General features: G+C 64.6%; 14 protein-coding genes and 1 pseudogene. 7 read left to right on the forward strand and 8 right to left on the reverse strand.

The window, feature by feature from the left end:
- Positions 1-386: 386 nt before the first annotated feature.
- Positions 387-914 carry a carboxymuconolactone decarboxylase family protein gene (locus RX327_RS17170; protein ID WP_317250927.1) on the forward strand — a complete coding sequence of 176 codons (528 nt, stop codon included), beginning with the start codon at positions 387-389 and terminating at the stop codon, positions 912-914.
- Positions 915-1098: 184 nt separating this feature from the next.
- Here RX327_RS17170 and glsA read toward each other — a convergent pair whose 3' ends face one another.
- From glsA to RX327_RS17190, 4 genes and pseudogenes are all read right to left on the reverse strand, one after another.
- A complete protein-coding gene (gene glsA, locus RX327_RS17175; protein ID WP_317250928.1) occupies positions 1099-2958 on the reverse strand; it encodes a glutaminase A in 1860 nt (619 codons plus the stop codon).
- 22 nt (positions 2959-2980) lie between these two features.
- Positions 2981-5045: pseudogene (locus RX327_RS17180) on the reverse strand (TRAP transporter permease).
- A gap of 143 nt (positions 5046-5188) precedes the next feature.
- Complete coding sequence (locus tag RX327_RS17185; RefSeq protein WP_317250929.1) at positions 5189-6352, reverse strand: TAXI family TRAP transporter solute-binding subunit; 1164 nt, start codon at positions 6350-6352, stop codon at positions 5189-5191.
- A 153-nt stretch (positions 6353-6505) separates the two neighbouring features.
- Entirely contained in the window at positions 6506-6727 is a 222-nt protein-coding gene (locus RX327_RS17190; protein WP_050386347.1) for an acetyl-CoA carboxylase biotin carboxyl carrier protein subunit, read from the reverse strand.
- Positions 6728-6856: 129 nt separating this feature from the next.
- Here RX327_RS17190 and RX327_RS17195 point away from each other — a divergent pair, with 129 nt between their 5' ends.
- Positions 6857-7831: an IclR family transcriptional regulator gene (locus RX327_RS17195; protein ID WP_317250930.1), complete on the forward strand. Its 975-nt coding sequence runs from the start codon at positions 6857-6859 to the stop codon at positions 7829-7831.
- Positions 7761-9320, forward strand: a complete 1560-nt coding sequence (locus RX327_RS17200) for an acyl-CoA carboxylase subunit beta (RefSeq protein WP_317250931.1) — start codon at positions 7761-7763, stop codon at positions 9318-9320. Before RX327_RS17195 ends, RX327_RS17200 begins: the two co-directional genes overlap by 71 nt.
- Positions 9321-9415: 95 nt before the next feature.
- Here RX327_RS17200 and RX327_RS17205 read toward each other — a convergent pair whose 3' ends face one another.
- Complete coding sequence (locus RX327_RS17205) at positions 9416-10579, reverse strand: patatin-like phospholipase family protein (RefSeq protein WP_050386345.1); 1164 nt, start codon at positions 10577-10579, stop codon at positions 9416-9418.
- A 241-nt stretch (positions 10580-10820) separates the two neighbouring features.
- Here RX327_RS17205 and RX327_RS17210 point away from each other — a divergent pair, with 241 nt between their 5' ends.
- The 3 genes from RX327_RS17210 to RX327_RS17220 all read left to right on the forward strand — a co-directional run bounded on the left by RX327_RS17210 (position 10821) and on the right by RX327_RS17220 (position 14133).
- Positions 10821-11606 (forward strand): acetoacetate decarboxylase, encoded by a 786-nt coding sequence (locus RX327_RS17210; protein WP_050386344.1) that lies wholly within the window; start codon positions 10821-10823, stop codon positions 11604-11606.
- A 142-nt stretch (positions 11607-11748) separates the two neighbouring features.
- On the forward strand, positions 11749-12768 hold the full coding sequence (locus RX327_RS17215; RefSeq protein WP_317250932.1) for a transporter: 1020 nt from the start codon (positions 11749-11751) through the stop codon (positions 12766-12768).
- A 48-nt stretch (positions 12769-12816) separates the two neighbouring features.
- Positions 12817-14133 (forward strand): carbohydrate porin, encoded by a 1317-nt coding sequence (locus tag RX327_RS17220; RefSeq protein WP_050386342.1) that lies wholly within the window; start codon positions 12817-12819, stop codon positions 14131-14133.
- A gap of 27 nt (positions 14134-14160) precedes the next feature.
- Here RX327_RS17220 and RX327_RS17225 read toward each other — a convergent pair whose 3' ends face one another.
- The 3 genes from RX327_RS17225 to RX327_RS17235 form a co-directional block, all read right to left on the reverse strand.
- The gene (locus RX327_RS17225) at positions 14161-15465 is read right to left on the reverse strand and encodes an MFS transporter (RefSeq protein ID WP_317250933.1); all 1305 of its coding nucleotides are present in this window, start codon (positions 15463-15465) and stop codon (positions 14161-14163) included.
- Positions 15466-15706: 241 nt separating this feature from the next.
- Complete coding sequence (locus RX327_RS17230; RefSeq protein WP_317250934.1) at positions 15707-16903, reverse strand: acetyl-CoA C-acyltransferase; 1197 nt, start codon at positions 16901-16903, stop codon at positions 15707-15709.
- Positions 16904-17363: 460 nt separating this feature from the next.
- A complete protein-coding gene (locus tag RX327_RS17235) occupies positions 17364-18305 on the reverse strand; it encodes an IS110 family transposase (RefSeq protein WP_317250935.1) in 942 nt (313 codons plus the stop codon).
- 286 nt (positions 18306-18591) lie between these two features.
- Here RX327_RS17235 and RX327_RS17240 point away from each other — a divergent pair, with 286 nt between their 5' ends.
- Positions 18592-19653: an IS30 family transposase gene (locus tag RX327_RS17240; RefSeq protein WP_317250936.1), complete on the forward strand. Its 1062-nt coding sequence runs from the start codon at positions 18592-18594 to the stop codon at positions 19651-19653.
- Positions 19654-19763 lie beyond the last annotated feature (110 nt).

The raw sequence follows: 19763 nt of genomic DNA on the forward strand, positions 1-19763 counted from the left end.
CTCCCGAGGCCGCCCCCTTGGTGGCTTCCTTCATGCCGTTCTCTCCCTAGACTTGGGCGTGACTCGTCGTTGCGCAAATTGCGCGCAAGACGGCCGGATTTTTTACTCGGAACACCCCGCGTCGAGTATTCGCTTTTGACGAGTCCCCACTCAGCGAATATCGACTGTGACAGCGTTGTCTGGGAATGCGGCGGCAATTTGACTCGCGCGTGTTGCTCCTGCGACAGCGGCCCGTACGGAGCGTTTTCGAGCGAAGTGGATACCGGTTCGCGTGAAGAAAACGCGTCAAAACAAGAATCCAGAGCCCCGTTCCGATTTCATCGGAACGGAAAAGACTCTAGTGTTTCGGAACCCGACAGAAACGACAGCAAGATCAAGGTTAGGAAATGGCCCGTATCGACTACTCCGATCCCGCGAAGGCAAACCCGCGGACCCGCGAGATCCTCGACAAGAACCGCAACGCCAACATCTTTCGCATGATGGCGCATTCGCCAAGCTACTTTGAGCAGTATTGCCGGCTCGGCGGCGCGATCAGGCACAAGGGCGAGCTAGATCCGATCGTGCGCGAGCTCGCGATCACCCGCACCGGAATCTTGTGCGAGGCCCCGTATGAGATCGTCGCGCACAAGCGGATCGGCAAGAATGTGGGCGTCACCGACGAGCAGAACGAGGCGCTCGAGAATTGGCAGGCGGCGTCCTGCTTCAATGAGGTGCAGCGCGCCGCGCTCGCCTTTACCGACGAGGTCGTGAAGCTGAAGAAGCCGACGGACGCGACGTTCAAGGCGATCGCGTCGAAGCTGACGCCGGCCGCTCTGGTCGAATTGCAGCTCTCGGTCGGCTTCTACATCATGACCTCGAAATTCCTGGAGACCTTCGAGATCGACATGCAGCCGGTGACGGAAGTGGTGAGCTGAGCGGATCGCGTCGCGGAGTCCTTCGCCTCTCCCCGCCTGCGGGGAGAGGCCGGAGCGCATGCAGCGAAGCGGAATGCGGTCCGGGTGAGGGGGAATCTCCGCGAAGTCTGACTCGAAGTTATTTTGCGGATGCAGCCCCTCACCCCAACCCTCTCCCCGCGAAGGGCGGGGAGAGGGTGAAGAATTAGCCCGACGTCAGCAGATCGACCTTGGCATTCGCCACGATCAGCCGATCGGCGAGGATCTGCGCGAGGTTGCGCATGATCCGCTCGCCGGCGCGCGGGTGCTGCTCGCGGAAGCGTTCGAAATCCCTGATCGCGACCTCATAGGCGGTCGCCGACATGTCAGCGAGCACGTCCGCGGAGCGTGTCGGCTCCAGGAGCGCCATCTCGCCGAAAGCCATGCCGGCAGTCAGCGTCGCGAGCCGGATGCCGTCCGGCAGGGTGACGTGGACCACGCCGCTGCGCAGGAAGAACAGCGAGGTGGCCTCACCGCCCGCGGCGATGACCTTTTCATTCTGCTGGTAGGTCCGGACCGTGCAGAGCGCGGTGAGATCGGCGATCTCGGCTTCGCTCAATCCGGCGAGCAGCGGCTGCTCGGCGAGCTCGGTTGTCTCGTGAAAATCGATCGAGCCACCGTACCGATACACGATCTGGTCTTCGGCCCATTCGATCGCGGTGTCGAGCAGGTAGAAATCCCTGATATTGCCGAGCCGCCTGGTCCACTCGCTGATCGTGGCCCATTCGCGCGAGGTCCGCTTGATGCCGGACAGGATCACGGTGACGCCGAGCTCGGCGAGCTCCTGGAAGGCCTCGGCCACCAGCCTTGCGCCGGCGCGGGTCGTCGCGGTGACGCGGCGCAGGTCGAAGATCACGAATTCCGGCCGCGGGCTGCCGGCGAGGCGGCGCGAGACATAGTCGACATTGGAGAGCGACAGGGTGCCGACCAGCTCGATCACGCGAACTTCCTGGAAGTGCCTTGCCAGGATCTCGCGCTCCTGCGGGCGGCGCACGCGGCGCGACGGGCTCTTGCCGATGTCGTAGTCGGCGATGACGGCGTTGCGCGCATCGTCGCTGCGGTTGAGCATGTGCAGGTCGTAATGCGAGGACAGCGCCTCGCACACCTTGATGCCGCGCACGCTGTTGCCGTGCTTGTCGAGGCGAGGCGAATAGCTGCCGAGGCCGAGACGCGCGGGGAGGGCGGCCAGGATGCCGCCGCCGACCCCGCTCTTGGCGGGAATGCCGACGCGGTAGATCCACTCGCCGGCATAGTCGTACATGCCCGACGACGTCATCACCGACAGCGTGCGCGCGATCGCGTAAGCGCTGAGCACCTGCTCGCCCGTCACGGGATTAATGCCGCGATTGGCGAGCGTCGCCGCCATCACCGCGATGTCCCGCGCGGTGACCAGCACGGCGCATTGCCGGAAATAGACGTCGAGCACCGCAGGCACATTCTCGGTGATCACGCTGTTGGTGCGCAGGAGATAACCGATCGCCCGGTTGCGGTCGCCGGTGGCGCTCTCGGAGGCGTAGACCGCCTCGTCGACATCGAGCTCACGCCCGGCGAAGCGGCCGAGTGCCTGGCGGATAAACTCGAACGCGCCGTCGCCCTTGTCGGCGTAGATCAGCCCGGTGCAGGCGATCGCGCCGGCATTGACCATCGGGTTGAACGGATGGTTCTCGGAATTGAGCCGGATCGAGTTGAAGGGATCGCCCGAGGGCTCGACGCCGATCGCGCTCTCGACCGTGCCGGCACCGAGCAGATCCAGCGCCAGTGCGAACACGAAGGGCTTCGACATCGACTGGATGGTGAAGGGTACCCGGCTGTCGCCGACCTCATAGACATGGCCGTCCAGGGTCGCCAGGCTGATGCCAAAATAGGCAGGGTCGGCCTTGCCGAGCTCGGGAATGTAGTCGGCCACCGCGCCGGTGGCCTCCGGCAGGAAGTCTGCGTGACAAGTGTGCAGAAACCGCAGCAGCGGCGGCTTCGAGCTGGACCAGGCCGTGGTGGTGGCGGTGACGGGAGGAGGCGATCGTTTCATCGCCTCCTGTTGTGCATCGCAATCAGGGCGCGCGCAACTGGTTCGGAACCAGCGCCTGACGGCGGACCAGCAGCAACGCGATCAGCACCGTCGGGGCGAGGATCGCGACCCCCAGCAGCGATACCTGCATCTGCGACAGCGGCATGATCCCGCCGCCGGGGGTCGCCACCACGAAGCCGCCGATCACGAGCAGCACGCGAATGGGCCATTCGAGCGCGCCGGCACCGCGGAGATCGCCGACGAAGGGCTGGTAGCCCTGGATGCCGCCGCAGATGAACAGCGTGCCGAAGGCGGCGAGCCCCATCAGGCCGAGGCCGGCGAGATAGGGGCTCGGCCCTTGCAGCACCAGCGCCGGATTGAGCACGAAGAAGAACGGCAGGAAATAGATGATGCTGCCGACCCACATCGATTCCCAGCCCGTCTTCATCGCCGGTGAACCTGCAATGCCTGCGGCCGCGAACGAGGCGATCGCAACCGGCGGGGTGATCGACGACAACATGCCCCAGTAGAAGATGAACATGTGCACCGCCATGCGGTTGAGACCGAGCTTCTCCAGCGCCGGCGCGACCAGGATGGCGAGGAAGATGTAGCAGGCGGTCGTCGTCAGCCCGAGGCCGAGAATGAGGCTGGTGAGCGCGCACATGCCGAGCAGCAGGAAGGGATTGTCGCCGGCGATATGCAGGAGGTCGTTGGCGAGGCTCGAGACGACGCCGGTCATCGAGAAGGCGCCGATCAGCAGGCCGCAGCCGGCGAGGATGCCGACGAGCTCCACGAAGGTGCGTCCGTTCACCTCGAGGAATCTGCCGATCGTCGCCAACGTCCAGCGCGTGTCCTTGGAGAAGAGCTGGTTGAGGACCAGCAGCAGCGCGGTCGCATAGAACGGCGCGTGGCTCTCGCGCTTGAAGTAGAGCAGCATCACGATCAGGAGCGCGATGACGAAGACGTAGTACCAGCCGTCCTTGATCGTATCCATGATCCGCGGCAGTTCGGCGCGCGGAATGCCCTGCAGCTTGTGGCGGGCCGCATAGGCGTCGACCTGCATGAACAGGCCGATATAGTACAGCACGGCGGGGATGATGGCGGCGATTGCGACGTCGGCGTAGCTGACATTGAGGAACTGCGCGATCACGAAGGCGGTGGCGCCCATCACCGGCGGTGCCAGCACCGCGCCGGTGGAGGCGCAGGCCTCGATCGCGGCGGCATAGGAGGCGCGAAAGCCGCTCTTCTTCATCACGGGGATTGTCATGGTGCCGGCGGTCAGCACGTTGGAGATGATCGAGCCCGACATCATGCCGAGCAGGCCGCTGGCAAAGATGCAGACTTTTGCCGCACCGCCGCGGAACGTGCCGCACAACGCGAAGGCGAGGTTGATGAAGAACTTGCCGGCCCCCGTCATCATCAGTGCGGTGCCGAACACGAGGAAGCCGATCACGGTGTCGGCAAAGGCCTGAATGGGAATGCCGAGCAGGCTCTCGCCCGACAGCACGTGATAGGCGGTCGCCTGCTCCAGGGTCGATTGCGTGCCGCGGAACGGCCCGAGCCAGCCGGCTTCCGCAAACAGCGGATAGACCGTGAAGGGCAGGACGCTCAGCAGCAGACTCCAGCCGCCGGTGCGGCGCAGCGCCTCCATCAGCATCGCCCACATCACGAGGCCGGCAATGATGACGTTCCTGGGGGCGCCGTCGGACTCCCAGCCGTATTGCGCCGCCTTGCGAACGTTCAGCATCAGCCAGATCGAGGCAGCGAAGGTCGCGACGGCGAGCGCGAGATCATACCAGGGAATGCGGTTCAGCGGCGCACGCTCCGATCCGGGGAAAGATCAGGAAGGTGAAGGGCAGCATCAAGGCGATCAGGAGATAGAAATACTCCGTGTTGAGCTGGGTGTAGCCGATGAAGAAGCGCAGCGAGAATTGCTGATTGATGCAGAGCAGGATGGTTGCCGCGGTCGCGGCCACCAGCATCCAGCGCCAGGCGCCGCGCAGGGTGCGCACGCGCGTGACCTCCGCCTCCTGCAGATTGTCGAGACCGGCATGCGGATCTTCAAACTCGATTCTTTTCGCAGGCGCAGCCGCGGCGTTCTCGGGCATTACGCATCCCCCAATGTTGTCCGTTTTGCCCATAACCTAGAGCATGATCCGGAAAAGTGCGAAGCGGTTTTCCGGAAGCACCATGCTCAAACGGGCTGAAGCGCGATGACGATTAACCCGATCTCATCGCGCGTTGGCGGGTCTCACTCAAAGCCGTTGGGCATATTGGCTTTCGCAAGCGCGGCGGCGCGCGCCTTCATCCAGCCATCGAGGAAGGCCTTGTCGTCCGACGGCGGGTTCGACTTGCCGTAATCCGTCCAGGCGGCGGCGAGCACCTCCTGGCGCTTGTAAAGCGCGTTGTTGTGCGCCTCCTGTTCGTCGCTCCAGTGGCCGGTTTCCTTGAGCGCCTTCACCGCTCCGGGATGCACGGGAACGACCCAGTTCTTGGTCTGCCGGTCGGCGCCGAGCCCGGCGGCGCCGGGCGCGGAGTCCTTATAAGCGTCGTAGTGCACGATCATCGCCTTGGTCATCGCATAGACCTGATCGGCCGGTTGCGACGCGTAGGCGACGAAGATCGGATAGGGATAGTTGCCGAGCTCGACCGGTTTCTCCGGCGAGATGCCGGCGCCGCAGGTCGCAAGCTGCGGGAAGAAGAACGAGCCGACCTTCTGCATCCGCGCCCAGCCTTCCTTGTCCTTGGCGGGCAGCGGCGGCCAGATCAGTCCGCGCGGCGAGGTCTCGGCCTCCTTGGCGGGACCGGTGATGGTGGTGCCAAAGGCGGCATCGACGTCGTTGTTGATCAGCCCTTTCCACATTGCGCCGTAGCTGGCGAACTCGACGACCTTGACGTCCTTCTGGGTGAGGCCGCCGAACGCGAGCATCGCGAGCGAGTTCTGGTTCAGCGCCGGCGAGCCGACCACGAAGCCGACGCGCTTGCCGCGAAGGTCCTTCATTTCCTTGACGCCGGCATCGGCCGCCACGCCGAGCGCGCCGCAATTGCAGTCGACGGTCGAGAGCAGGGTCTGCAGCGGTTGCGGCCCCCATTCCTTCGAGCCGAATTCGAACACACCTTCTTGCGCGAAGTAGGTGCCTGAGCCCATCGCCGAGGAAGCCGCGCGCTTGGCGCGCAGCGGCGCCAGGCGGGCGACGTCGTTGCCTGCGGGGAGCACGCGCACGTCGGTGCCGTACTTGTCCTTCATCATCTTGCCGACGCCGACGGCGATGTTGAATCCGGCCGTGCCGGTGTCATAGGCCGTGAACGTCAATGTCGCCGGCAGCTTGATGTCCTCGGCCGAGGCGGGCAGGGCAGCGAAGATCGAAATGCCGGCAAGTGCGGCAGGCGCGAGCGCCATCAGCCGATGGATCATAATTCCTCCCTTTGTTTCGCTGTGCGAAACTTTTCCGGGCGGGATGATTGCATCGTGATCCGGCGATGGCAACGCTACCTCCGGCGCAAGCCGGCGATTTCGGCCGCTGCATCACCGGACAGATTGTCGCGGCTGGACTGGAAGGACGGGATCTCAGGTCTCGACGATCGCGACCGCCTGGCCTTCGGCGATGACATCGTCGATCTTGACCAGAATCGACTTGATTTTGCCTGCTGCAGTCGACGTGACCGGTATTTCCATCTTCATCGCTTCGACGAACGCAATCTCGTCGCCATCGCCGATGCTGCTGCCGGTCTCGACAGGAAGCGCGCAAACGCGCCCGGCAACTTCGGTCACAACCTTGATCTCTGGCATTCCACTCTCCGATACCGTCTTGCGGAAATTTCATCCGGCGAACGGCTTTTTGTTGTGGCGGCAGATTGCCTGAGGTAGCTTCTTCTGCAAGTGGAATTTTATTCCGCAGGACGGAATGGAGCCAAGCAGATGGGAAGGCGCTCGGAACGGCTTAGCAGGCAGGGAATGCTCGCCAGCGAGACAGGCGAAGGTGATGTCATCCAGGTGGTCTCGCGCGCGTTCGACGTGTTGCGCTGCTTCGAGGGCCACGATAGCAGGCTCGGCAATCTCGAGATTTCAAACCGCTGCGGTCTGCCGCGCTCGACGGTGTCGCGGCTCACGCACACGCTGACCCGCATGGGCCAGCTCGTCTATCTGCCGCGCGATCAGAAATATCGCATCGGCCCGAGCGCGGTGGCGATGAGCGCATCGATGATGAAGGGTGCACAGCTGCGCAGCATGATCCGGCAGCGGCTGCAGGAAGTGGCCGAGCAGTTGCCGGGCACCGTCGGCTTCGTCGTCCCCGATCGCTTTCATCTCGTCTATCTGGAGTTCGCCCGCGCGGCGAACGCGCTCGGCCTGCATGAGGCCACCGGCAGCCGGATCTCGATGGCGACCACCGCGGCCGGCCACGCCTACACGGCCGCGCTCGATCCCGCGGTCGGCGACGCGCTGATCGCGGAGATGGAAGGCGAGTTGCCCGACAGCGCCAAGATGCTGACGCCGCGCATCGAGGCCAACCGCCGGCATTTGCAGGAGCGCGGCTATGTCGTCGCCTGCGGCCTCTGGAGCCCGCACATCAACGGCCTCGCGGTGCCGATCTGGTCGCCGCAGTACCAGACCTTCGTGGTCATCACGATCGGTCTTCTGTCGGCGATGTATGACGAGCCGCGGCTGCATCGCGAGGTGGCGCCGCAAATGGTCGAGCTCGCGGCCGCACTCGGCAGCCTGCTCGAAGGCGCCGACGGCGACATCTTCAGCAATCGGATCGAACGCAAGTCGCTTCCGGTGACCGCCCATAACAACAACAAAATCATCAAGACGGGAGCAGTGAATGAACTGGAAGCCGGAACTCGACGAGCTCGCCCGGCGCGAAGCCTTCGCGCGGGAGATGGGCGGCGTTGACAAGGTCAAGCGACAGCATGACCAGGGCCGGCTGACTGTTCGGGAGCGTATCGACAAGCTGATCGACAAAGGCAGCTTTCACGAGATCGGTGCCGTCTCCGGCATCGCCGAATATGACGAGAGCAACGAACTCAAGCAACTGACGCCGGCCAACTGCGTGTTCGGCCGCGCGCGCGTCGACGGCCGCACCGTCGTCGTGGTCGGCGACGATTTCACGGTGCGCGGCGGCTCGGCCGATGCGTCGATCTCCGCAAAGCCGTTGATGGCGGAAGAGATGGCGCACGATTTCCGTCTGCCCATCGTCCGCATCATCGAGGGCTCCGGCGGCGGTGGCTCGGTCAAGACCATCGAGACCAAGGGGGCGGCGAACCTGCCGGGCGGCATCGGCGGCACGCGCTGGTACTGGTACACGACCGCCAACCTGGCCCGCGTGCCGGTGGTCGGTCTCGGGCTCGGCTCGGTGGCGGGCCTGGGGGCGGCGCGTCTTGCCGCCAGCCACTATTCCATCATGACCCGGAGATCCGCGATGTTCGTCGCAGGGCCGCCGGTGGTGAAGGCGCTGGGGCAGGACCTCACGAAGGAGGAGCTCGGCGGCGCCGACATTCAGACCCGCGCCGGGGCGGTCGATCACGCCGTCGACACCGAGGAGGAGGCCTTTGCCTGCGCGCGGCGTTTCCTGTCCTATCTGCCGTCATCGGTCTACGAGCTGCCGCCGACATTGCCCTGCACCGACGATCCGGAGCGCGGCGACGAAGCGCTGATGAATGCGGTGCCGCGCAACCGCAAGCAGGTCTACAAGATGCGGCCGATCATTGAGTCCGTCGTCGACAAGGGCTCGTTCTTCGAGGTCGCCAGGAATTTCGGCAAGCCGATCATCATCGGCCTCGCCCGGCTCGAGGGCAGGGCGGTGCTGCTGCTGGCCAGCGACAGCTTTCACTATGGCGGCTCCTGGACGGCCGATGCCTGCCAGAAAGTGGTGCGCTGGGTCGACTTTGCCGAAACCTTCCATCTGCCGATCGTCTATCTCATGGACTGCCCCGGCTTCATGATCGGCCTCGACGCCGAGAAGGCGGCCACCATCCGCCATGGCGTCCGTGCCATGACCGCGGTCAACCAGACCACGGTGCCCTGGTGCACCGTGATCCTGCGCAACGCCTTCGGCGTCGCCGGCGTCGTGCATCAGCCCGCCGACCGCTTCTCGATCCGCTATGCCTGGCCGTCGGCCTATTGGGGCTCGCTCCCGCTGGAAGGCGGCATCGAAGCCGCCTACCGCGCTGACATCGACGCGGCGGAGGACAAAGCGGCGAAGCTGAAGGAGATCGAGGAGCGGCTCAACAGGCTGCGCTCGCCGTTCCGCTCGGCCGAAAAATTCTGGGTCGAGGAGATCATCGATCCCAGGAAGACGCGGTCGCTGCTGTGCGAGTTCGCCCGTCTCGCCGAACCGATCCGCAAGGCCGGGCCGCCGAGCAACATGTCGACGCGGCCGTAAGGCTTTCACGTCGTCATTCCGGGGCGGCCCGCAGGACCGAACCCGGAATCTCGAGGTTCCGGGTTCATGCTTCGCATGCCCCGGAACGACATGTCTTATTCACTCTCCCGATGCACGTCGTGGATCACGATGCCCATGCCGTTCTCGGGCATCTTGATCCATTCGCGCCGCTTCAGCGAGCGCTTGGTGTCCTCGTGCCCGCTCACCCAATGCTCGCGCATCGAGGTGCCGGAGAATTCGTGGTCCTTGGCGTCGCCCTCATAGGCCTTCTGCTGATAGATCAGCTGCAACAACGTGATGCCCGGCAGCCGGGCGTTTGCCTTCTTGAGCTGGCGCTCCTCGTCCGAGAGCTGACCGTCGGGGATTTTTCCCAGCGCGTTGTGCAGGGCGGTGCGCAGATTGTAGGTCTTGCGATAGACGTCGGTGTTGTAGCGGGGGCGCGACGAATACATGATGTCCTTGTGCCGGGCCATCACGTCCTGGATGTCGCGCGGCAGCGCGCCGCGCGCCGAGAATAGGTCGACCTGGAACACCAGCGAATTCATGTTGTCTTCCTGGTCGAGCAGATGCTGCAGCGGCGTGTTGGACACGATGCCGCCGTCCCAGAAATGATCGGTACCGACCTTCACCATCGGCAGCGCCGGGGGCAGCGCGCCGCTCGCCATGATGTGCTCGGGGATGATCTCGTCATGGGCATTGTCGAAATAGATGAAGTTGCCGGAGAGCACGTTCACTGCGCCGACCGCGAAGCGTATCTTCTTGGAATTGATGCGGTCGAAATCGACCAACTCAAGCAACGACTCGCGCAGCGGCGTGGTGTCGTAGTAGCTGGTGGCGGTGCGCGCGCCGGCCGGGCTGAACCACGGATTGCTCTGATGCGGGGTGAAGAAGCCGGGTTGTCCGAGCGTCGTCGTCAGCCATGAGCTGGTGAGGTTGCGGGCCTTGCGGAAGACGTCGCCGTCCGGCGTGTAGTGCCAGATCTTGCGGCTGGTGATGCGATCCCAGAACGTGTGCAGCCGCTCGAGCCGCTTTTCGGGCGGATTGCCGGCGATGATAGCCGAGTTGATTGCGCCGATCGAGACGCCGCACACCCAATCGGGCTCGATGTTGGATTCATGGAGCGCCTGATAGACGCCAGCCTGATAGGCACCGAGCGCGCCGCCGCCCTGCAGGACCAGAGCCACGCGATCGCAGCCTTCCGGACGCCAGCCCGGTGTCGCGTGATCGATATCGTCGAAATGCGGCGTTCGCGCGTCCATATCAGACACTCCAGAATTTGCGGCGAGAATTCAGCGCGCCGATGACGCCGTGATGACAAATGCAACGCCCGCGCTCGGCGCATCCGGCATGCCCGCCTGCATGGTTAGCATTCGCCTCATCAACGAAACGCGAGTCACGCAAGCGCAACCGCGGTCATGTACCTGACGGAAATTCCTCACATCGCTGTCAATCTCGGCCGCTAGCTTTCGCGCAAACTTTTCAAACACGAGGTTATTTGCGATGCGCAGGGAAGATCTGCTCAAGCTTCCGTCGATGCCGGCCGCCGGCCCGAGCTATCCCGCCGGTCCGTATCGCTTCATCGATCGCGAATTCCTCGTCATCACCTATGAGACCGATCCGGAGTTGATCCGCGCCGGCCTGCCCGAGCCACTGGAGCCGATCGAGCGGGCGATCGTGCATTACGAATGGATCAAGATGCCCGACAGCTCCGGCTTCGGCAGCTACACCGAGTCCGGCCTCGTGATCCCCGCGCGCCTGCATGGCGAGGAGGTCAACTTCGTCTGCCAGATGTATCTCGACGATGATCCGCCGATCGCGGCCGGCCGCGAGATCTGGGGCTTTCCGAAGAAGTACGCTCATCCGAAGCTCGAGATCGTCAAGGACACGCTGACCGGCACGCTGGAATATGCCGGCCAGCTCGTTGCGATGGGCACGATGGGCTACAAGCACGAGAGCATGGCGGGCAATGGCGACGTCACCCGCGCGACGCTGTCGAAGACGCAAGTTAATCTGAAGATGATCCCCGGCGTCGACGGCCATCTCGAGGTCTGCCAGCTGGTCGCGATCAACCTGACCGACATCGTCGTCAAGGGCTCCTGGATCGGACCCGGCCGGCTGCATTTGGTGCCGCACGTCAATGCACCGGTCGCCGATTTCCCGGTCAAGCGTGTCGTCGGCGCGCATCACTTCCTCGCCGACCTGACGCTGCCGTTCGGCCGCGTCGTGCACGACTACAACAAGGAGGCCGCGGAAGCGGCGGCGCCGACCGGTCTTGCGGCCGAGTAGGGCGGTCGCTGACATAAAACTGTAACAGGCGCGTCCTCCTATGTTGCGTCGAGGGGACGCGCTTGCTCAGCGTTGCGCGTGGGCGAGGTCTTGAACATGTCATTTCGCGCGGTTGCGTTACCGATTGCCTTGGGGGCGGGCCATGCTGGCTGATCCACCTCCCGCTCCGGCAGGGTCGCTGCTGACCCGTGAGGCGGTCCCCGGTCTGGTCTGGGCGTTCCGCCTGCATCACGACGGCCGTGCCGAGGCGCTTCCGATCGATGCGCCGATCGAGCCGAGCCATGACGGAAGGCTGTGGCTGCACTTCAACCTGACCGACGTCCGCACCCGGGCATGGTTTGCCAACATGCACATCCCGCAGCTCGCGCGGGACCTGCTGCTGTCGAATGACAATTTCCAGCAGATCCACGTCGTCGACAATTGCGTCTACGGCGTGTTTTCCGATCTGGTGCGGGATATCGACGCCGCGACCCGGGAGACCGGCTTTCTCCGCTTTGCGATGACCGAACGCCTCCTGGTCAGCGGCCGCCATCAGGCGCTGTGCTCCGCCGATGCGACGCGCCGCGTGCTCGAGGGCGGCCATCGCGTCGGCAGCGTCGCGGCGCTATTGGAAAAGATCGTCGACGAGATCGCCGACACCATGGACCGCATGACGGACAAGATCGGCACCGATATCGATGCGATCGAGGAGCGGGTGCTCGCCGAGGATACCGGATCGGAGCTGCGCAAGAATCTGAGCCGGATGCGCCGCACCTGTGTGCGCCTGCATCGCCAGCTCGCCGGCCTGCGCGTGCTGTTTCACCGGCTCGAGCAGAAGAACACCGACAATCTCAGCCCGGCGCTGCGGCTGCAGGCCGGCAAGCTCGCGCAGCGGCTCGACGGTCTCGACCACGACATCGTCGAACTGCACGAGCGCAGCCGCCTGCTCGAGGAGGAGCTGCGCTTCAAGCTCGAGGAGGAGAGCAACAAGCATCTCCACGCCTTGTCCGTCGTCACCATGATGCTGCTGCCGCCGACGCTCGTCACCGGCATCTTCGGCATGAACACCAAGGGATTGCCGTTGACCGACGTCGACAGCGGGTTCCTGGTCGCGGCCGGCCTTCTGATTGGGTCGGCGCTGCTGGCTTATCTGCTGATGCGGCGGCTCGGCATCGTCAAATAGTGCGAGCGCACCGCGGCATTCCCGATGTGCAGAGTTCTTTCCCGCGCGATGTTGGTGGCCGCGGCCCTTGCGCTCGGCGCGCCGGCGAATGCCGAAGACAAGCCGATCGCCGAGCGGATTGCTGATACGCGGGCTGCACTCGAGGAGGCCGGCTACCAGTTCAGCCTGACCTATATCGGTGAGGGGTTTTCCAACGTCTCCGGCGGTGTCAGCAACGGCGCGGCCTATACCGGCCGTCTCGATCTCGGTACCACCATCGACCTCGAGAAGGCGATGGGCTGGACCGGTGCGACCTTCCACGCCAACATGTACCAGATCCACGGCGACGGGCTGTCGCGGAGCTATGTCGGCAACCTGTTCCTGGTGTCCGGCGTCGAGTCGCTGCCGGCGACGCGGCTCTATGAATCCTGGATCGAGCAGAAGCTGCTCGGCGGCAAACTCTCGGTGCGCGTCGGCCAGCAGGGCTCGGACGTCGAGTTCATCGACAGCCAGTACGACGACATCTTCATCAATTCGGCGCTCGGCTGGCCCGGCATTGTCGGCACCATTCTGCCGGCCGGCGGACCGTCGCCGCCACTTGCCGTGCCCGGCATCCGGTTCAAGGCCAATCTGTCCGACCGCATCACCGCCTATCTGGCCCTGTTCGACGGTTCGGCTTCGCCGCCGCAGGGCATGGACGACCCGCAGATATTGAACGCCCACGGGCTCAATTTCCGGGTCAACGATCCGCCATGGTGGATCGGCCAGCTCAAATACAAGTTCGAGATCGGCGAGAGCAGGCTGCCGGCGACCATCACCGGCGGCGCCTGGTATCACATGGGCTCGTTCGCCGACCAGCGCTTCTCGGCCGACGGGCTCTCGCTCGCCGATCCCGACAGCTCCGGCGACACGCGATGGCTGCGGCGGGACAACGGCATCTTCATGGTCTATGAGCAGCTGCTTGCGCGCGCCAGGCCGGACGCTGACAAGGGCGTTGCGTTCTTCATGCGCGCCTCGGTCAGCCCGTCGGACCGCAACCTGATCAGCACCTATGTCGACGGCGGCTTCCTGTTCACCGGCTTCAGCGAGGCGTATCCGGACGATCGGTTCGGCATCGCCGCGATCTATGCCAGGATTTCCGACGCCGCACGCGCGCTCGACCGCGACACCCAGATCTTCACGGGCACGCCGTATCCGATCCGCGACTACGAGGCGATCCTCGAGATCACCTACCAGCACGTCGTGAACCCGAATTTCACCATGCAGCCGATGTTTCAATACATCGCCCATCCCGGCGGCGGCGCCGTCGATCCCAACGATCCGACGCAAACGCATCGGATCAAGGACAGCGTGGTGTTCGGGATGCGCACCATCCTGTCGTACTGACCGGCGGACGTCGCGCAGGCAGCGGCCTCAGGCCGCGACCGGCTTCGGCTCCGCCGCCGATTTCGGCTGCGGCCGCGCGATCGCCAGCACGATCAGCGCGGCGAACACGCACAGCGCGCCGGCAATGAAGAACGCAGGCAGGTAGCTCTCATATACCGTGCGGGACAGGCCGGCGCCGAACGCGGCGGCGCCGGCGCCGAGCTGATGGCCGGCAAAGATCCAGCCGAACACCAGATTGGCGCGCTCCGGTCCGAATTTCTGCGCGGTGATCCGCACGGTCGGCGGCACGGTGGCGATCCAGTCGAGCCCGTAGAACATCGCGAAGACGGAGAGGCCGTAGAACGAGAAGTCGCTGAAGGGCAGGAAGATCAGCGAGAGCCCGCGCAGCCCGTAGTACCAGAACAGCAGCCAGCGATTGTCGTAGCGGTCCGACAGCCAGCCCGACATGATGGTGCCGAAGAAGTCGAAGATGCCCATCGCAGCCAAGAGGCTCGCCGCCTGAACCTGCGGGATGCCGAAATCGAGGCACATCGGGATCAGGTGAACCTGGACGAGGCCGTTGGTCGAGGCGCCGCAGACGAAGAAGGTCGCGAACAGGATCCAGAACGCCGTCGATTTCGAGGCATCGCGCAACGTGCCGAGCGCGGCGGCCACGATCGGCGCATTGGCCGGCGGCGGCGCGGGAATTGGCGTGCTTCCCTCGTCGCCGAACGGGCGCAGGCCGACGTCGCTCGGCCGGTCGCGCATCACCAATAGCACGGCGAAGGCGGCGACGCCGAGCATGACGCAGACCAGCCCAAGCGCGACACGCCAGCCGTAGCGCTCGGTCAGCGTCGCCAGGAGCGGTAGGAAGGCGAGCTGTCCCGTCGCGACGCTTGCGGTGAGGATGCCGACCACGAGGCCGCGCCGCGCCACGAACCAGCGCGCCGCGATGGTCGCGCCGAGCACCAGGGCGGTCATGCCCGTGCCGATCCCGATCGCCACGCCCCACAGTGCGATGAGCTGCCAGACCTCGGTCATGCCCAGCGAGAGCACGAGCGCCGAGACCACGATCAGCTGCGCGACCAGCGTCACGTTGCGCAGGCCGTAGCGGTTGAGCAGGGCGGCCGCAAACGGCGCCATCAGCCCGAACAGGACGAAGCGGATCGACAGTGCGGAGGAGATCTCCGCCGTGCTCCAGCCGAACTCCTTCTGCAGCGGCACGATGAACACACCGGGCGCGCCGACCGTGCCGGCGCTGATCAGCGCGGCGAGGAAGGTCGCGCCGACCATCACCCAGCCGTAGTGAATGTTGCGGCGGGCGAGGGTGGAAGCAGGCCAGTTCGAGATCATTGTGTTCCGGATCGATTGCGGTGAAAGCTTTGCGTGATGCGCAATATGGCACGAGGGAGCCATGGCTAAAATGCCATAGTTCCCTCGTTTTAGGACTCAGACGCCAGGCCGTCGTATTGCCTCATGGACGCCTTTCATAACTAACCGTCACTGCGAGGAGCGAAGCGACGAAGCAATCCATCGTTCGGTTCGCGAGGAGAGATGGATTGCTTCGCGTCGCTCGCAATGACGGCATACCGGATCAGTGCGCGACCCGCTCGACCGCGATGGCCGTGGCCTCGCCGCCGCCGATGCAGAGCGCGGCAATGCCGCGCCTGAGGTTCTGCGCCTCGAGCGCATGCAGCAGCGTCACGATTAGCCGCGCGCCGGTGGCGCCGATCGGGTGTCCGAGCGCGCAGGCGCCGCCGTTGATGTTGAGCCTTTCGCGGGGAATGCCGAGATCGCGTTGCGCAGCCATCGCGACCACGGCGAACGCCTCGTTGATCTCGAACAGGTCGACATCGGAGGCAGCCCAGCCGACCTTGTCGAGCAGCTTGCGGATCGCCGGAATCGGCGCCGTGGTGAACCATTGCGGCTCCTGGCTGTGAGTGGCGTGGCCCTTGATCTCGGCGAGAACAGGCAGGCCGCCCCGATCGGCGAGCGAGCGCTTCGTCAGCACGAGCGCAGCGGCGCCGTCGGCATTGGCGGAGGAGGCCGCCGGCGTGATGGTGCCGTTGGCGCGGAACGCCGGCTTCAATCCGGGAATCTTGGCGGGGTCAACCTTCAGCGGATGCTCGTCGTTGGCGATGACGCGCGGGCCGGCCTTCTCGGTCAGCGTGACCGGCGCGATCTCGGCCTTGAACGCGCCGCCCTCGACCGCCTTGCGGGCGCGGCTGAGCGTCTCCATGGCATAGGCGTCCTGGTCCTTGCGGGTGAACTGATAGGCTTCAGCCGTGGCCTCGCCGAAATCGCCCATGGAGCGGCCGGTCTCATAGGCATCCTCGAGCCCGTCCATCATCATGTGGTCGATGATGCGGTCATGGCCGACGCGATAGCCGCCGCGCGCCTTGGTGAGCAGATACGGCGCGTTGCTCATGCTCTCCATGCCGCCGGAGACGACGATCTCGGCCGAGCCGGCGCGGATGATGTCGTGCGCCAGCATGGTCGCCTTCATGCCGGAGCCGCAGACCTTGTTCACCGTGGTCGCGCCGGTGGCATCCGGCAGACCGGCGCCTCGCGCCGCCTGGCGTGCCGGCGCCTGGCCTTGTCCGGCCGGCAGCACGCAGCCCATGAAGACCTCGTCGATGCGCTCGGGTGCGAGCCTGGCGCGCTCCAGCACAGCGCCGATCACGTGCGATCCGAGCTTGTGGGCGGCAAGCGGCGACAATTCGCCCATGAAACGGCCGAGCGGGGTGCGGGCGGCGGAGACGATGACGACGGGATCGGTGCTGGTTGCCATGGCAGGAGTCCCTTCAATGCCGGGGATTTGATTGAATTATTGTCATCATATGATGCAATGCAAAAATTGCAACTGCGGCTCTCATGACAAAATGTCGTGTTCGCATGAGTTGGGGATAGGATCACCGCCATCACCAATGTCGGCCTGGCGAAAGCTTGGATACATAACCACCGACTTTTGTTGTGGGAAAGGCCGCGGCCCCAGTATTGCGAGGCAATTCGCATTCGGGGTAATGGGTCCTGGCCTTCGCCAGGACGACGAGGAAGATGGTTCTCGATTCAAGTGTTCACCACGCGATGTCGTCACCCGCGCATGCGGGTGATCCAGTATTCCAGAAGCCGCAATGCTTGAGTCGAGAGGCCGCGGCGTACTGGATGCCCGCATGCGCGGGTGATGACATCGGGGAGAATGAGGGTCCACGGTGCTTCCCAGACGTCGTCCCGGCGAAGGCCGGCAACTGTTATGTCGGCTTGGTCTGCAGGTAGGGCTTTCTGTCGCGCATCATGGCGTTGAGGACCGTTAGGAGCTTCCTGGCGACGGCAATGAGAGCGAGCTTGGCTGGTTTGCCGACCTGTCGCAGCCGCGCGTAGAAGGCCTTGAATGGATCGGCCCGACGAACCGCGTTCAGAGCCGCCATATAGAGGGCGTCACGAACGCGCTTTCGGCCGCCGGCGATCTTGCGTTTTCCACGGAAGGCGCCGCTGTCGACGTTGAAGGGGGCAAGGCCCGCGAGCGCGGCGATCTGCTTCGCTCCAACATGTCCAAGTTCCGGCATCTTCGCGATCAGCTGCATGCAAGCCACGGGACCCACGCCCGGCAGTGAGCGCATCAACCGCGCATCGTCCGCGATCTCCGGCTCGGCCTTGGTCAATGCGTTGATATCGGCCTCGATCTCGGCGATCTCGCCGTCGAGAACCTCAACGAGCCGACTGATCCGTTCGGCCATGGCGCAGTCGTCGGCCTCGCTGCGCCGGTTCTTCTCCTGCGCGCGCATGAGAACCAGTTGGTCCCGCCGTTTTGCAAGCCCTGCCAAAGCGTTGCGGGCGGGATTGGCGGCCCGCTCGGCTGCCGGCTGCATGACCCGGCCAAAGGCCGCCAGCATCCGTGCATCGATCGGATCGGTTTTGGCAAGTTGGCCGCTGGCCCGCGCAAAATCGCGAGCTCGAGCCGGATTGATCCGAGCGAAGCGGACACCGGCCTGGCTTAGGGCCTCGCGAAGCGCGAGGTCATAGGCGCCCGTGGCCTCGAAAACGACCAGCGCATCGCATCGCCAACGCGCCACCTGCTGTGTGATGGCCTGTGCCGCGTTGGCGATGCGCCTGGACACGCCGTCAGCTTCATCAAAGATATCGAGATGCTTCTTGGAGACGTCGATTCCGACATAACGAGGGGGTATGATCACGGTGCCTGTCCCTGTGATGCGAGGTCTGTTGGCGCAGCCTCGTGCAACTGTTCAGGTTGGTAATGGAACGGGCGGGAGGCCGAGCCGGCTCACGGCGTCAAGCGCCAAGGACCCAACGGCTTCCCGCCCAACCCATCCTGACAGACTTCCAAGACACAGGGACCCATTCGCCGAGGCCCATCCATGACGCGCTGGGGCCAGTTGCCTTCGTAACGACAACGCCCTGTGGTTATGGGTCCCCTGAGTTCGCAAACGAAGTGCAACACTTCCTTGAGGAGGTGTTGCCATGGGGCGGACTTACAAGCAGCTCTCTCTGGACGACCGATGCGAGATTGCCTGCCTATCGGCCAATGGCAGCTCGGTCCGGCAAATCGCGGCAGCTCTGGATCGCTCGCCATCAACGGTCTCTCGGGAACTGAGGCGCAATCGGGGGAGCCAGGTCGGCTACAAGCCAAACTATGCCCAGCACCAGATGCGAGCGCGGCGCTGGACGGGCGGACGCCTCGAACGGGAGCCCGGCCTGCGCCGCGCGGTGTTGGAACGCCTTCGCCGGGGCTGGTCGCCCGAGCAGGTCGCCGGCCGGCTGGCCCGCGAGTCCGGGCGCAAGGTGATCTCGCACGAGACCATCTACCGCTTCATCTATGCCCAACTCAGGCGCACCACGGATTTCAACTGGCGGCGCTATCTGCCGCGCGCCAAGAGCAAGCGCGGCCGCCGCGGCAAGAGGGGCGGCAGCCCCGCAAGCTTCATCGAAGGCCGTGTTTCCTTGGCAAATCGGCCGATCGAAGTGGCCGACCGCAGCGTGCCCGGACACTGGGAGGCCGACCTGATGATGTTCTCGAAATACGGTCAGGCCGTGCTGACCGTGCACGAGCGCACCTCGCGTCTGCTGCTCGGCATCCGCCTTGCCAGCAAGGTCGCGCGCGGTGTCGCCCGCCATCTCGTGGGCTTCTTCGCGACCCTGCCACAGGAGCTGCGCCAGACCGTGACCTTCGACAACGGCACCGAGTTCGCCGGTCACCTGGCGCTGCACCGCCTCTCGATCGAGACCTTCTTCTGCGATCCCCACGCCCCCTGGCAGAAGGGCGGCATCGAGAACGCTATCGGCAGGATGCGCCGCTTTATTCCCCGCAAGACCGATCTCGTAACCCTCTCGACCGCCAGATTCCGCCAGTTCATCGCCGCCTACAACAACACCCCGCGCAAATGCCTTGACTACCGCACGCCTGCCGAGGCCTTTGCTCAAGTGTTGCACTTCGAATGTGAATCTACCTCCCTGCTTTCGCAGGGACGACACCGAGTGTTTGGCGCCTCTTGTGAGTCCCACGTCCGCATTCTCGCGACATGATCTGTCCGAGCTTTGCATCTCGCTTCGCCGCTCCGGCGCGAACGGGGAATCCATTTCGCGACGGATTATTTGCTCTGATGGAATCCGGGCTCTCGCTTCGCTCGCCCCGC

Source organism: Bradyrhizobium sp. BEA-2-5 (assembly GCF_032918025.1).
GTDB lineage: Bacteria > Pseudomonadota > Alphaproteobacteria > Rhizobiales > Xanthobacteraceae > Bradyrhizobium > Bradyrhizobium pachyrhizi.

Excerpts from the sequence above, each read along its gene's own strand:
- RX327_RS17170 (WP_317250927.1), top strand. The coding sequence starts at position 387 with ATGGCCCGTATCGACTACTCCGATCCCGCGAAGGCAAACCCGCGGACC.
- glsA (WP_317250928.1), bottom strand. The coding sequence starts at position 2,958 with ATGAAACGATCGCCTCCTCCCGTCACCGCCACCACCACGGCCTGGTCC.
- RX327_RS17185 (WP_317250929.1), bottom strand. The coding sequence starts at position 6,352 with ATGATCCATCGGCTGATGGCGCTCGCGCCTGCCGCACTTGCCGGCATT.
- RX327_RS17190 (WP_050386347.1), bottom strand. The coding sequence starts at position 6,727 with ATGCCAGAGATCAAGGTTGTGACCGAAGTTGCCGGGCGCGTTTGCGCG.
- RX327_RS17195 (WP_317250930.1), top strand. The coding sequence starts at position 6,857 with ATGGGAAGGCGCTCGGAACGGCTTAGCAGGCAGGGAATGCTCGCCAGC.
- RX327_RS17200 (WP_317250931.1), top strand. The coding sequence starts at position 7,761 with ATGAACTGGAAGCCGGAACTCGACGAGCTCGCCCGGCGCGAAGCCTTC.
- RX327_RS17205 (WP_050386345.1), bottom strand. The coding sequence starts at position 10,579 with ATGGACGCGCGAACGCCGCATTTCGACGATATCGATCACGCGACACCG.
- RX327_RS17210 (WP_050386344.1), top strand. The coding sequence starts at position 10,821 with ATGCGCAGGGAAGATCTGCTCAAGCTTCCGTCGATGCCGGCCGCCGGC.
- RX327_RS17215 (WP_317250932.1), top strand. The coding sequence starts at position 11,749 with ATGCTGGCTGATCCACCTCCCGCTCCGGCAGGGTCGCTGCTGACCCGT.
- RX327_RS17220 (WP_050386342.1), top strand. The coding sequence starts at position 12,817 with ATGTTGGTGGCCGCGGCCCTTGCGCTCGGCGCGCCGGCGAATGCCGAA.
- RX327_RS17225 (WP_317250933.1), bottom strand. The coding sequence starts at position 15,465 with ATGATCTCGAACTGGCCTGCTTCCACCCTCGCCCGCCGCAACATTCAC.
- RX327_RS17230 (WP_317250934.1), bottom strand. The coding sequence starts at position 16,903 with ATGGCAACCAGCACCGATCCCGTCGTCATCGTCTCCGCCGCCCGCACC.
- RX327_RS17240 (WP_317250936.1), top strand. The coding sequence starts at position 18,592 with ATGGGGCGGACTTACAAGCAGCTCTCTCTGGACGACCGATGCGAGATT.